Source organism: Promicromonospora aerolata (assembly GCF_042682255.1).
In the GTDB taxonomy this organism is placed as follows: Bacteria; Actinomycetota; Actinomycetes; order Actinomycetales; family Cellulomonadaceae; genus Promicromonospora; species Promicromonospora aerolata.
Genome location: NZ_JBHUHF010000001.1, coordinates 2,570,314 through 2,583,330, shown reverse-complemented (window position 1 = coordinate 2,583,330; position 13,017 = coordinate 2,570,314). Strand labels below are relative to the sequence as shown.

General features: G+C 71.0%; 10 protein-coding genes and 1 pseudogene. 8 read left to right on the top strand and 3 right to left on the bottom strand.

The features are described 5' to 3' along the window. Positions 1-36: 36 nt before the first annotated feature. From ACFSL2_RS11640 to ACFSL2_RS11615, 6 genes are read left to right on the top strand one after another with little or no spacing between them, the layout of a single operon-like run. Positions 37-1,401 carry an MFS transporter gene (locus ACFSL2_RS11640; RefSeq protein ID WP_377198011.1) on the top strand — a complete coding sequence of 455 codons (1,365 nt, stop codon included), beginning with the start codon at positions 37-39 and terminating at the stop codon, positions 1,399-1,401. 56 nt (positions 1,402-1,457) lie between these two features. Beyond that, positions 1,458-2,222 carry an SDR family NAD(P)-dependent oxidoreductase gene (locus ACFSL2_RS11635; RefSeq protein WP_377198010.1) on the top strand — a complete coding sequence of 255 codons (765 nt, stop codon included), beginning with the start codon at positions 1,458-1,460 and terminating at the stop codon, positions 2,220-2,222. Further along, entirely contained in the window at positions 2,219-3,622 is a 1,404-nt protein-coding gene (locus ACFSL2_RS11630) for a short-chain fatty acid transporter (protein ID WP_377198009.1), read from the top strand. The genes ACFSL2_RS11635 and ACFSL2_RS11630 overlap by 4 nt, the downstream gene beginning before the upstream one ends. A 28-nt stretch (positions 3,623-3,650) precedes the next feature. Further along, entirely contained in the window at positions 3,651-4,472 is an 822-nt protein-coding gene (locus tag ACFSL2_RS11625; RefSeq protein ID WP_377198008.1) for a CoA transferase subunit A, read from the top strand. Positions 4,473-4,475: 3 nt separating this feature from the next. Next, positions 4,476-5,126: a CoA transferase subunit B gene (locus ACFSL2_RS11620; protein WP_377198007.1), complete on the top strand. Its 651-nt coding sequence runs from the start codon at positions 4,476-4,478 to the stop codon at positions 5,124-5,126. Positions 5,127-5,184: 58 nt separating this feature from the next. Beyond that, on the top strand, positions 5,185-6,444 hold the full coding sequence (locus ACFSL2_RS11615) for an acetyl-CoA C-acyltransferase (RefSeq protein WP_377198006.1): 1,260 nt from the start codon (positions 5,185-5,187) through the stop codon (positions 6,442-6,444). A 129-nt stretch (positions 6,445-6,573) separates the two neighbouring features. On the opposite strand, the gene nhaA is transcribed toward ACFSL2_RS11615, so the two are convergent. Together nhaA and ACFSL2_RS11605 are read right to left on the bottom strand one after the other, a co-directional pair. Continuing rightward, positions 6,574-7,866, bottom strand: a complete 1,293-nt coding sequence (gene nhaA, locus ACFSL2_RS11610) for a Na+/H+ antiporter NhaA (RefSeq protein ID WP_377198005.1) — start codon at positions 7,864-7,866, stop codon at positions 6,574-6,576. A 183-nt stretch (positions 7,867-8,049) separates the two neighbouring features. After that, positions 8,050-8,613: a DUF1697 domain-containing protein gene (locus ACFSL2_RS11605; RefSeq protein ID WP_377198004.1), complete on the bottom strand. Its 564-nt coding sequence runs from the start codon at positions 8,611-8,613 to the stop codon at positions 8,050-8,052. 505 nt (positions 8,614-9,118) lie between these two features. On the opposite strand from ACFSL2_RS11605, the gene ACFSL2_RS11600 reads away from it, so the two are divergent. Together ACFSL2_RS11600 and ACFSL2_RS11595 are read left to right on the top strand one after the other, a co-directional pair. Then, positions 9,119-10,378: a PhoH family protein gene (locus ACFSL2_RS11600; protein WP_377200814.1), complete on the top strand. Its 1,260-nt coding sequence runs from the start codon at positions 9,119-9,121 to the stop codon at positions 10,376-10,378. Between the two features lie 259 nt (positions 10,379-10,637). Further along, a complete protein-coding gene (locus tag ACFSL2_RS11595; RefSeq protein ID WP_377198003.1) occupies positions 10,638-11,384 on the top strand; it encodes a GOLPH3/VPS74 family protein in 747 nt (248 codons plus the stop codon). 113 nt (positions 11,385-11,497) lie between these two features. Here the strand turns inward: ACFSL2_RS11595 and ACFSL2_RS11590 are convergent. Continuing rightward, positions 11,498-12,921: pseudogene (locus ACFSL2_RS11590) on the bottom strand (class II fumarate hydratase). Positions 12,922-13,017: the final 96 nt, after the last annotated feature.

Sequence of the window (13,017 nt, the reverse complement as noted above, 5' to 3'; positions counted from 1 at the left end):
CCACTCCCCGTGTCAGAGTCGACACCAAGGAGCAGCATGTCTGCACAGCAGAGCACCGAAGCGCCGGGCGACCGGTCGCTGATCCGGCGCATCGTCGCCGCCTCGATGGCCGGCACCGTCGTCGAGTGGTACGACTTCTTCCTCTACGCGACCGCCGCGGCGCTCGTGTTCAACAAGGTCCTGATGCCCGAGACGGGCAACGAGTACGACGCGATCATCGCGGCGTTCGCGACCTACGCGGTGGGCTTCCTCGCCCGACCGCTGGGCGGCGTCATCTTCGGCCACATCGGCGACAAGGTGGGGCGCAAGCACACCCTGCAGCTCACGATCCTGCTGATCGGCGTCGCCACCGTGCTGATGGGCTGCCTGCCCACCTTCCAGCAGGTCGGCTTCCTCGCCCCGGCGCTCCTCGTGGTGCTCCGGTTCGTGCAGGGCGTCGCGCTCGGCGGCGAGTGGGGCGGTGCCGTGCTGCTCGTGGCCGAGCACAGCAAGGACGACGAGCGGGCCCGCTGGACGGCGTGGCCGCAGGCCGGCGTGCCGGCCGGGAACCTGCTCGCGACCGTCGTGCTGTACACGATGTCCGGCGTCCTGAGCGAGGCGGAGTTCCTCGCCTGGGGCTGGCGCGTCGCCTTCTGGCTGTCGGCCGTCGTGATCGTCGTCGGCTACTACGTCCGTACCCGGGTCTCCGACGCCCCGATCTACGAGGAGACGAAGGCCGAGATCGACCAGGGTGCCAAGAGCTACGGTGTCCTCGAGGTGATCAAGCGCTACCCACGGGGCGTGCTGACCGGCATGGGCCTGCGGTTCGCGGAGAACATCCTCTACTACCTCGTCGTGAGCTTCTCGATCGTCTACCTCGGTACGGCGCTCGGCATGGACACCACGCGCATCCTCGGTGTCGTCGCGGCGGCGCACGCGTTCCACTTCGTGGTGATCCTGGTGGTCGGACGCCTTGCCGACAGCATCGGCCGCAGGCCGCTGTACGTGGCCGGCGCCGTGCTCGGCGCGACCTGGTGCTGGTTCGCCTTCCCGGCGATGAACAGCCGCAACTCGCTGGTGATCCTCGCCGTCCTCATGGCCGGACTGCTGTTCCACGCCATGATGTACGCGGTGCAGCCGGCGATCATGGCCGAGATGTTCCCGACCCGGATGCGCTACTCCGGCGTCTCGATCAGCTACCAGGTCACGTCCATCGTCGCCGGCTCCCTCGCACCGATCCTGGCCACCACCTGGCTCAAGAACACCGGCTCCTGGTGGCCCACCGCGATCTACATGCTGGTCGCGTCCGCCATCACCCTGGTCGCGGCGCTCGCACTGCGCGAGACTCGGGGTGCCTCGCTGCACGACCTCGACGCCGAGGACCAGGCCCGCGAGCGGGCCCTCGCGGCGCGGACCGACTGAGTCGACGACGACCGACCGCGAACCAGCGGCCGCAGGACCACGAAGGAGGATCGACGATGAACCCGACCCCTGAGGGTGGCCGGCTCGAGGGCCGGCGGGCGCTCGTGACCGGCGGGGCGAGCGGCATCGGCGCCGCGTGCGCCCGGGAGCTCGCGGCGCGTGGCGCGTACGTCACCGTCGCGGACGTGGACGGCGACGACGCCAAGGCCGTCGCCGAGGAGGTCGGCGGCGAGGCCTGGGTGGTGGACCTGTCCGACACCCGGGCGCTCGACGGCCTCGAACTGGACACGGACGTGCTGGTGAACAACGCGGGCATCCAGCGGGTCAGCGCCATCCAGGACTTCGTGCCGGACGACTTCCGGCTGGTCCACCGGATCATGCTGGAGGCACCGTTCCTGCTGGTCCGTGCGGCGCTGCCCCGCATGTACGAGCGGGGCTGGGGCCGGGTCGTCAACATCTCCTCGGTCCACGGGCTGGTGGCCTCGCCGTTCAAGTCGGCCTACGTGTCGGCGAAGCACGGGCTGGAGGGGCTGTCGAAGGTGACGGCCCTGGAGGGCGGCGAGCGCGGCGTCACGAGCGTCTGCGTCAACCCCGGCTATGTACGCACGCCGCTGGTGGAGCAGCAGGTGGCCGAGCAGGCCAGGGCGTACGGGATCGCGGAGTCCGAGGTCCTGGCACAGGTGATGCTCGGCCAGGCCGCGGTGAAGCGGCTGGTGGAACCCTACGAGGTGGCCGCCCTGGTCGGGTGGCTGACGGGTCCGGAGGCCGCGATGGTCTCGGGGGCCTCGTGGACGATCGACGGCGGATGGAGCGCGCGATGAGCAAGACACCCACACCGACACCAGCACCGGCCCCGGTGCCGCCGTCGGCCAAGAACCGGAACCCGTTCGCCGTGGCCATGCGCCCGGTGAACGCCGTGGTGGAGCGGTTCATCCCGAGCGCGCTCGTGTTCGCCGTGCTGCTGACCTTCGTGGTGGCGGCGCTCGCGCTCCTGCTGACCGACGCCGGACCCACGGCCGTGCTGACGGGGTGGGGCGACGGGCTGTCCGGGCTGCTCGCGTTCATGACCCAGATGGCGCTCGTCCTGCTGCTGGGGCACATGCTCGCCAACACCCGGCTGGTGCGGCGTGGGCTGGCCCGGGTCGCCTCGCTGCCGCGAGGGCCGGTGCAGGCGTACGTGTTCGTGGCCGTGCTCGCCTCGGCGCTCTCGCTGGTGCAGTGGGGGCTCGGTCTGGTGGCGGGCGGCCTGCTGGCCCGCGAGGTGGCGGCCCAGATGCGGGCCAAGGGCGTGCGGGTGCACTTCCCGCTGCTGGTCGCCGCGGGGTTCTCCGGCTTCGTCGTCTGGCACATGGGCTACACGGGGTCCGGTCCGCTGACGGCGGCGACCGCCGACTCGTTCGTCGTCGAGCAGCTGGGGCAGACCGTCCCGGTCTCGCAGACCACGTTCGCGCCGTGGAACCTGGTCGCGGCGGTCGTCACGGTGCTGGTGGTCGCCGGGGCGCTGGCCCTCGTGGCCCCGCGCGGGACCGACCGCGTGGTGGAGCTCGAGGTCGACGCGCGCGCGGCCGAGGTACAGATCGAGCGGCCCGTGACCCCGGCCGACCGCCTCGACGCGAGCCGGGTCCTGACCACGCTGACGGGGCTGAGCCTCGTCGCCTACCTGGTGGTCTACTTCGCCGACGGCGGCACGCCGACCCTCGACATCGTCAACTGGACGTTCCTCGCGCTCGTGCTCCTGCTGGTGCGCAGCCCGTTCGAGGTGGCGGCCCTGGTGAAGAACGCGGCCGCCAACGTGGGCGAGATCCTGCTGCAGTTCCCGCTGTATGCGGGCATCCTCGGGATCATGACGGCGACCGGCCTCATCCAGATCTTCAGCGACGCGATCGTCAGCATCTCGACGCCGCAGACGTTCGGCGTGCTGGCGTTCGTCGCCGCGGGCGTCGTGAACTTCTTCGTACCCTCGGGTGGCGGGCAGTTCGCCGTCCAGGCGCCGGTCCTGCTCGACGCCGCCACGCAGCTCGGTGTCGACCCGGCGGTCGCGATCATGGCCGTGGCGTACGGCGACCAGTGGACCAACATGATCCAGCCGTTCTGGGCACTGCCCCTGCTGGCCATCGCCGGCCTGAAGGTGCGGGACATCCTGGGATACACCACCGTGACACTGCTGGCCTCGGGGATCGTCTTCGCGGCGACCCTGCTGATCGTCGGGCCCGGGGCCTGACCTGATCCCGATCGGAATGGAGTCAACGATGACCGAAGCGATAAGCAGCGGATTCGACAAGGTGGTCGCGAGCGCGGCCGAGGCGGTGGCCGACATACCGGACGGCGCGTCACTGGCCGTCGGTGGGTTCGGCCTCTGCGGCAACCCCATAGCGCTGATCGAGGCCCTGCTGGCGCAGGGCACGGCGGGCCTGTCCGTGGTGAGCAACAACTGCGGCGTCGACGACTGGGGGCTCGGCGTGCTGCTGAACGCCCAGCGCATCCGCAAGATGACCAGCTCGTACGTGGGTGAGAACAAGGAGTTCGAGCGGCAGTTCCTCTCGGGCGAGCTGGAGCTGGAGCTCACGCCGCAGGGGACCCTCGCGGAGAAGCTCCGCGCCGGTGGCGCGGGCATCGCCGCGTTCTTCACGCGCACCGGGGTCGGCACGCAGGTGGCCGACGGCGGTCTCCCGCGCAAGTACGACGGCGCCGGTGGCATAGCCATCGCGTCGCCCGCCAAGGAGGTGCGCACGTTCGGCACCGGCGACGACGCGGCCGAGTACGTCCTGGAGGACGCGATCAGCACCGATTTCGCGCTGGTGCACGCCCTGCGCGGCGACCGGCACGGGAACCTCGTGTTCAACAAGTCGGCCCGCAACTTCTCGCCGCTCGCGGCTATGGCGGGGCGGGTGTGCATCGTCCAGGTCGAGGAGCTGGTCGAACCGGGTGAGATCGACCCGGACACCGTGCACCTGCCGGGCGTCTACGTGCACCGCATCGTGCACGTCGGCACCGACATCGAGAAGCGGATCGAGCGGCGCACGGTCGCCGCACCGTCGTCCGCCACCACACCGGACACGAAGGGGGCCTGAACCATGGCGCTGACGCGACAGGAGATGGCGGCGCGCGCCGCGCGCGAGCTGACCGACGGTATGTACGTGAACCTGGGCATCGGCCTGCCGACGCTCGTGCCGAACTACGTGCCGCCGGGCCGGCACCTGGTGCTGCAGTCGGAGAACGGGATTCTCGGCGTGGGGCCGTACCCGGCCGAGGACGCCGTGGACCCCGACCTGATCAATGCGGGCAAGGAGACGGTGACGCTGCTGCCCGGCTCGTCGATCTTCGACTCCGCGACGTCGTTCGGCATGATCCGCGGCGGCAAGATCGACGCCGCGATCCTCGGCGGTATGCAGGTGTCGGCCACGGGCGACCTGGCCAACTGGATGATCCCCGGCAAGATGGTCAAGGGCATGGGCGGTGCCATGGACCTGGTGCACGGCGCCCGACACGTGATCATCCTGATGGAGCACGTGGCGCGCGACGGGTCGCCGAAGATCCTGCGCACCTGCTCGCTGCCGCTGACCGGCAAGGGCGTGGTGGACCGGATCATCACGGACCTGGCGGTGCTGGACGTGACGCCGTCCGGGCTGGTCCTGCGCGAGCTCGCGCCCGGCGTCACCGCCGACGAGGTCATCGAGAGGACGGAACCCGAGCTGACGGTGGAGCTCGTCGAGCCGATGGTGTGAGGGCTGTGGAGCCACGACGCCGCGGGATACGCTGAGAACGACGGCCAAAGGAGGTCTCATGACTGACCCGAGCACCACTCCGGGAGGCGCCACAAGCGCAGCACCGGGTGCGGAGAACGGCGCTGACAAGAACGGCGCTGACGATGTAGTGATCGTCTCGGCGGCACGAACGCCGCAGGGACGACTGAAGGGATCGCTGTCCACGCTGAGCGCCGTAGAGCTGGGCGCCGTGGCGGCGCGCCGTGCCCTGGAGGGCGCGGGGGCGTTGGCCGCGGACGTCGACAAGGTGGTCTTCGGCCAGGTGATCCAGGCGGGCGCGGGGCAGAACCCGGCCCGGCAGGCGGCGGTGGCCGCCGGCGTCTCCTGGGACGTGCAGGCGGTCACCGTGAACAAGGTCTGCCTCTCCGGGCTGACGGCGATCATCGACGGCGCACGACTGCTGCGCACGGGCGAGGCCGCCGTGGTGCTCGTGGGCGGGCAGGAGTCGATGACGAACGCGCCGCACCTCCTGCCGGGCTCCCGGTTCGGGTTCGGCTACGGCCCCGCGGAGCTGCTGGACGCCACGGCGCACGACGCCCTGACCGACGCGTTCGACGGCGTGTCCATGGGTATCTCGACGGAGGACCACAACGCCGGCTCGGTGTTCGTGTCCCGCGAGGAGCAGGACGCGATCGCCGCGGCCTCGCACCAGCGGGCCGCGACGGCGGCGAAGGACGGCGTGTTCGAGGCGGAGCTCGCGCCCGTGTCGGTGCCGCAGCGCCGCGGGGACCCGGTCGAGGTGCGCACCGACGAGGGAGTCCGGCCCGACACGACCCCCGAGTCGCTGGCGAAGCTGCGCCCGGCGTTCGCGGGCGAGGGCACGCTCACGGCGGGCAACTCGTCACAGATCTCCGACGGCGCCGCCGCGCTCGTGCTCACGACGCGTGGCCGGGCGGAGGCAGCAGGGGTGCCCGTGCTCGCGACGGTGCGCGCGCACGGTCAGGTGGCGGGGCCGGACAACTCTCTGCACTCCCAGCCGGCCCGGGCGATCGCCCAGGCCCTGGAGCGGCAGGGGTGGACGGCGGACGACCTCGACGTCGTGGAGATCAACGAGGCGTTCGCCGTGGTGGTCGGGGTGTCCGCGCAGGCGCTGGGCGTCCCGCTGGACCGCGTCAACGTGCACGGCGGCGGCATCGCGCTGGGCCACCCCGTCGGGGCGTCCGGGGCCCGGATCGCCGTGCACGCGGCGCACGAGCTGGCTCGCCGCGGGGGCGGCCGGGCCGCCGTCGGCCTGTGCGGTGGCGGAGGCCAGGGCGAGGCGCTCCTCCTGGAGTTCTGAGCCCGGCGTTCTGAGCCCGGAGTTCTGAGCCCGGCGTTCTGGCCCCGCACCGCCGAAGGAGAACTGCAGCGCACCCGACGGGTGCGCTGCAGTTCTGCTTGGTCCTGGTCCTGCCTCGGCAAGGTGGGGTCAGTTGGACTGGCGGTCCTCGGCGTCGCCGATGTAGCCGTGGATCTGGTCGGCTCGGCCGTCGAGGTTCATGTCCGACGTGCGGGCACTGCGGGCGTCCCAGCGCAGCGAGATGGCGCCGAGGACCGCGGCGAGCACCGAGGCGCCGAGAATCGCGATCTTGGCCCCGTCGGTGTGCTCCGAGTCGCCGAAGGACAGCTCGCTGATCAGCAGCGACACGGTGAACCCGATACCGGCCAGGAACCCGACGGGCAGCAGGTCGCGCACACCGATGCCGTCGGGCAGCCGCAGGGGAGTGATGCGGGTGATCAGCGCCGTGGTGCCGAGCACACCGATGAGCTTGCCCAGGATGAGACCGGCCGTGATCGCCGCGACGACCGGCTGGCCGATGACGGCCGCCGGGCCGTCGCCGCCGACCAGCGTGACGCCCGCGGCGAAGAACGCGAACACGGGCAGCGCGATGCCGGACGACAGCGGCTTGATCCGGTGCTCGTACTGGTGGGTGCGGGACGAGGACTCGCCGTGCACGGCCAGGGCGGGGACGGTGAAGCCGAGCAGCACACCCGCGATGGTCGCGTGCACCCCGGACTCGTGCATCAGGATCCAGGCGATGAGCGCGAGGGGCAGCAGGAGGAACCAGTGGGGCTTGCGCGACCGCACGTGCCAGGCGAACAGGGCGACGGCGACGAGCGTGCCGAGCAGCGACAACCAGTTGATCTCGCTGGTGTAGAAGATCGCGATGACGATGATCGCCAGCAGGTCGTCGACCACGGCGAGCGTGAGCAGGAAGGTCCGGATCGCGATCGGCAGCCCGCGACCGAAGATCGCGAGGACGCCCACCGCGAACGCGATGTCGGTGGCACTGGGGATCGCCCAGCCGTGCAGCGCGCCGGGGTCACCGAGGGCCAGGACGACGCCGACGTAGACCAGGGCCGGTATCGCCATGCCGCCGACCGCCGCGATCATCGGGACGCCGGCCTCCTTGGGATTGCGGAGGCTGCCGGCGACGAACTCCTGCTTGAGCTCGACACCCACCACGAAGAAGAAGATCGCGAGCAGCCCGTCGGCGGCCCAGGTGCTGAGGGACAGGTCGAGGTGGATGGGCAGCGGACCGAGCGAGGTCGGCCCGACGACCGTCTGGGACAGGGCTTGATAAGCCTCTCGCCAGGGAGAGTTCGCCCAGAGCAGGGCGAGGAACGCGGCCCCGATGAGGAGCGCACCCCCGGTGGTCTCTCGGGCGGCCCAGTTCCGCAGACGCTGGGCTCGGGTGGGGGCAACGGCGTTAGGGCTCAACGCTTGTCCTCTCGGGTTTGCGGGTCGTCTCGGACGGACCGGACTGTGCCGGTCCACGCCGACCAGACTTCCCGGCACACCCTGGGCTTTACCCTACCCGCCAGGTTGTCGTGCCACGGCCTTGCCTGACGGGTTCCAGCGCCTGTCGCAGGTGAGACCTGGGTCACGATCTGCCCCACGACGCTACGTGGACTCCAGCGCCGCGCAGGCCGTGCGCAGCTTGGTGATGGTGTTCCAGTTCCGGGCCGTGGTCGCCGCGCCGGCGGCCTTGTCGATCACCTTCGGCGTGAGCTTCGACCGGCCGACCCCGTCCACGTAGTGCACGTACAGCACTCCCGCGCCGGTCGCGAGCATCTCGCGGCCGGGGTGGCCCAGGTCGAGCCGGGCGATACCGGCCTCGTCCAGCTCGCCGAACGGCACGTGCACCTGGAGCCGGGAGGGGTCGTCCCGCGCGGCACCGGTGAAGGGGTTGGCCCGGGCGATCGCGTCCAGCTGCGCACCACTCAGCCCGACGGCGGGTACGTCCTGACCGATGCGCTCGTGGAGCCGGTCCCGCACGAGGCCCGCGACGTCGGCGGGGCCGGTGGCGCCCGAGGCGCCGGGCGTGGCCACGAGGTTCCCACTGTTCATGAGGGTGCGGGCGGCTCCCAGCCCGGCGGCGTCGGCGGCACCGAGCAGGTCGGCGGACGTGACGCGCAGGCCGGGCCCGACGTTGACGGCGCGGAGGAGGACAGCAAAGGAAGCCATGCGTCCCATCCTGCCGCGTCGGCGCGTCTTCCTGCGAGTTTTGCCGTTTCTTGGTGTCAGGGTCAAGCCATTGCCGGTGTGTGAACAGTTCGTGACAACTTGCGACCCGCCGGGGTGTGGGCCTGGTCACGAGATGGCAGGGCGCGTAGTTTCCATTTCAGGGACGGCACCCAGTCGCCCCTTCGGGAGGCCAACCTATGGAGTGCTCGCTCCGTGGAGAAGGGCCGGTCCCGGCTCTGCGCCACGCCGCGGCGCACCGAGCCGGTCTTCCGGCCCATCCACCAGCCCCGGTTCGTCCGGGTCGGTTCCGCCGACAGGCGGTGCCCGACAGGTAGCGACGAGACTGTCACGGCGCTTCGGCGCCGGAGGGAGAACCGCAGTGAGCCATTCCGCAAGCACCACCCGTCCGACCGACCAGAGTGCCGACGCCGCTCCCGGCGCGGCCGGTGACGAACGTAGGACCTTCGTCATCGACACGTCTGTGCTGTTGAGTGATCCCAAGGCGATGTTGCGGTTCGCGGAGCACGATGTCGTCCTCCCGATCGTCGTGATCACGGAGCTGGAGGCAAAGCGTCACCACGCCGAGCTCGGGTACTTCGCCCGCAGCGCCCTGCGGATGCTGGACGAGCTGCGGGTGCAGCACGGCCGCCTCGACTCACCGGTTCCCGTGGGGAACGCGGACGGAACTCTGCGGGTGGAGCTCAACCATGTGGACCCGACGGTCCTGCCCGCCGGGTTCCGGCTGGGGGACAACGACACCCGGATCCTCGCCGTGGCCGCCAACCTGGCGGCCGAGGGCAGCACCGTCACGGTGGTCTCCAAGGACCTCCCCATGCGGGTGAAGGCGTCCGCCGTCGGCCTGCAGGCCGAGGAGTACCGGGCCGAGCTCGCCGTCGACTCGGGCTGGACCGGGATGCGGGAGATCGACCTCTCGGACGAGCAGATGGGGTCCCTCTGGGAGAACGACTCGGTCGAGATCGCGAGCCTGGACCCGGTCACCGTCGAGGCGGCGTCGCCGCTCCTCGTGCACACGGGCATGGTGGTGCACTCGCCGGGCGGTTCCGCGCTCGGCCGGGTGACGGCGGACAAGCGGGTGCAGCTGGTCCGGGGCGACCAGGACGTGTTCGGGGTCCACGGCCGCTCCGCGGAGCAGCGGGTGGCGATCGACCTGCTGCTCGACCAGGAGATCGGGATCGTCTCGCTCGGTGGCCGCGCCGGCACCGGTAAGTCGGCGCTGGCCCTGTGCGCCGGGCTGGAGTCGGTCCTGGAGCGTCAGCAGCACCGCAAGGTGGTCGTGTTCCGGCCGCTGTACGCGGTGGGCGGGCAGGAGCTGGGCTATCTGCCCGGTTCGGAGTCCGAGAAGATGAACCCCTGGTCGCAGGCGGTCTACGACACGCTGGGTGCGCTGGTCTCGCCCGCCGTGGTCGAGGAGGTCATCGAGCGCGACATGCTCGAGGTGCTGCCCCTCACCCACATCCGCGGACGGTCGCTGCACGACTCGTTCGTCATCGTGGACGAGGCCCAGTCGCTCGAGCGGAACGTGCTGCTGACGGTGCTGTCGCGGATCGGCCAGAGCTCGCGGGTCGTGCTCACCCACGACGTCGCGCAGCGGGACAACCTCCGGGTCGGGCGGCACGACGGCGTCGCCGCGGTCATCGAGGCGCTCAAGGGGCACCCGCTCTTCGCGCACATCACCCTGACCCGGTCCGAGCGGTCGCCGGTCGCGGCGCTGGTGACCGACATGCTGGAGCACCTGGAGGTCTGACCGCCGCCTCCTGACATGTCAGACGCTCAGGTCACCGTGGTGACCTGAGCGTCTGACGTGCTCGTGAACCTCAACGCCCCGGCGGACGGAAACCCCCCAGCCCCGCAGTCCGGCGGCGCGCTTTCTCCGAGTGCATGAGCGACAGTAGCAGAATTAGGTAAGGCTAACCAAAGGGTGTTCGCCAGCGCTCGGGACGTTCCGCGCGGCGAGTGGTCACCGAATTGGGATCTGTCGCCCTTGTCGGATATAGCATCGGGGCATGCTGATTGCCGAAGACTTCCTGCTGCTCGCCGTCGACGACGAGACGGGCAAGACCGCCAACGTCGACAACCTGGGTGTTCGCCTCGCCGGCGCACTCCTGGCCGACCTCGCCGCCGCGAACAAGACCCTCATGCGGGGCGCGCCGGAGGCCGGCGCGACCAAGGAGGAGCGCGAGAAGGCCGGGGACACCACCATCCTCGTCACCGACAACGCGCCCACCGGCCACGTGGCCCTCGACGCGGCCCTGCAGGCCGTGCTCGACACGCCCGAGGCGCCGGCGCGGAAGATCGTCGAGGCCATCTCCGACGCGGCGGAGGACAACCTGCTGGCGGCCCTCGCCGAGCGCGGGATCCTCGAGAAGGAGGAGACCAAGCTCTTCCGGATGCTCCCGATCACCCGCTGGCCCGCCGCTGACTCGAGCCACGAGGTGGCGCTGCGCGCCAACCTCACGAAGGTGCTGCTGGAGGGCGCGGAGCCCGACGAGCGCACCGCCACCCTGATCTCCCTGCTGCACGGCTCCGGCCTGATCTCCGGCCTGGTCGGCAAGGAGCAGCGCAAGGCCGCCGAGGAGCGCGCCGAGGAGATCGCCGGCAGCGAGTGGGGCGTGGCCACCGTCGCGACGCAGGTCGCGATCGCGGCGACGGTCGCCACCGTCGCGACGGTCGGTGTCGCCGCGGCGGCGTTCATCCTGCTGTCGAGCGACGCCGACAAGCCTGCCGACGCGGCCGAGGCTCCCGTCTCCTGACCTGATCCGTTCGGCACCTGCCGACAGCAGTCCACGAGGGCCGCTCCCCATGGGGGGGCGGCCCTCGTGGCTGTCCGCTTCCGTGCGCTCAGGCCGGTGGCGTGGAGTTCAGTTCAGGCCTGCGGCGGGCGGGTCATCGACAGCACGTCGAGCGCGGTGTCGAGCTGCTCCTCGGTGAGCTCGCCACGCTCGACGAAACCGAGGTCGAGCACGGCCTGACGCACCGTGATGCCTTCCTTGACGGCCGTCTTGGCGACCTTGGCGGCGGCCTCGTAGCCGATCACGCGGTTCAGCGGCGTCACGATCGACGGCGACGACTCGGCCAGGGCGCGAGCACGCTCGACGTTCGCGGTGATGCCCGTGATCGTCTTGTCCGCCAGCACCCGCGACGAGTTGGACAGCAGACGGATCGACTCGAGCACACCCTGCGCGATCACCGGGATCTGCACGTTGAGCTCGAACGTGCCCGTCGCGCCGGCCCACGCCACGGTGGCGTCGTTACCGATGACCCGGGCGCACACCATCAGTACCGCCTCGGGGATGACGGGGTTGACCTTGCCCGGCATGATCGAGGATCCCGGCTGCAGGTCGGGCAGGGCGATCTCGCCGAGGCCGGTGTTGGGGCCGGAGCCCATCCAGCGCAGGTCGTTGCAGATCTTCGTCACGGAGACCGCGATGGTGCGCAGCGCACCCGACAGCTCGACCAGGCCGTCCCGCGCCGACTGCGCCTCGAAGTGGTCGCGCGCCTCGGTCAGCGGCAGACCGGTGTCCTCGGCGAGCAGGGCGATGACCCGCTGCGGGAATCCGGCCGGGTGTTGATGCCGGTGCCGACGGCGGTGCCGCCCAGCGGAACCTCTGCCGCGCGCGGCAGGGCGGCCTGCAGACGCTCCACGCCGTAGCGGATCGCGGCGGCGTACCCGCCGAACTCCTGGCCGAGCGTGACGGGGGTCGCGTCCATGAGGTGCGTGCGGCCGGACTTCACGACCTCCGCGTACTCCTCGGACTTTGCCTGGAGCGCGTCGGCCAGGTGGGAGAGCGCCGGGATCAGGTCGTTCACGACGCCGGAGGTCGCGGCGACGTGCACCGACGTGGGGAACACGTCGTTCGACGACTGCGAGGCGTTGACGTGGTCGTTCGGGTGCACGTCGCGGCCGAGCGTCGCGGTGGCGAGCGTCGCGAGGACCTCGTTGGTGTTCATGTTCGACGACGTGCCCGAGCCGGTCTGGAAGACGTCGATCGGGAAGTGGCTGTCGTGCTTGCCCGAGGCGACCTCGTCCGCGGCGGCGACGATGGCGGCGGCGATGTCCCGGTCGAGCACGCCCAGCTCGGCGTTCGCGGTGGCGGCGGCCTTCTTCACGCGAGCCAGGGCCTCGATGTGCGCACGTTCGAGCGGGGTGCCGGAGATCGGGAAGTTCTCGACGGCCCGCTGCGTCTGCGCGCGGTAGAGCGCGTTCTTCGGGACGCGCACCTCACCCATGGTGTCGTGCTCGATACGGAACTCGGTGTCGCCGGACGGGACGACGGTGTCAGCAGTCATGGTTCTATCGTGCCGCAGCCTCGCCCCGCCGACGTACCTGAGCGCGTGACTCGCGTCACCCGGGCCGCACGAGGCGGCCCGGGCGACGCGAGCGCG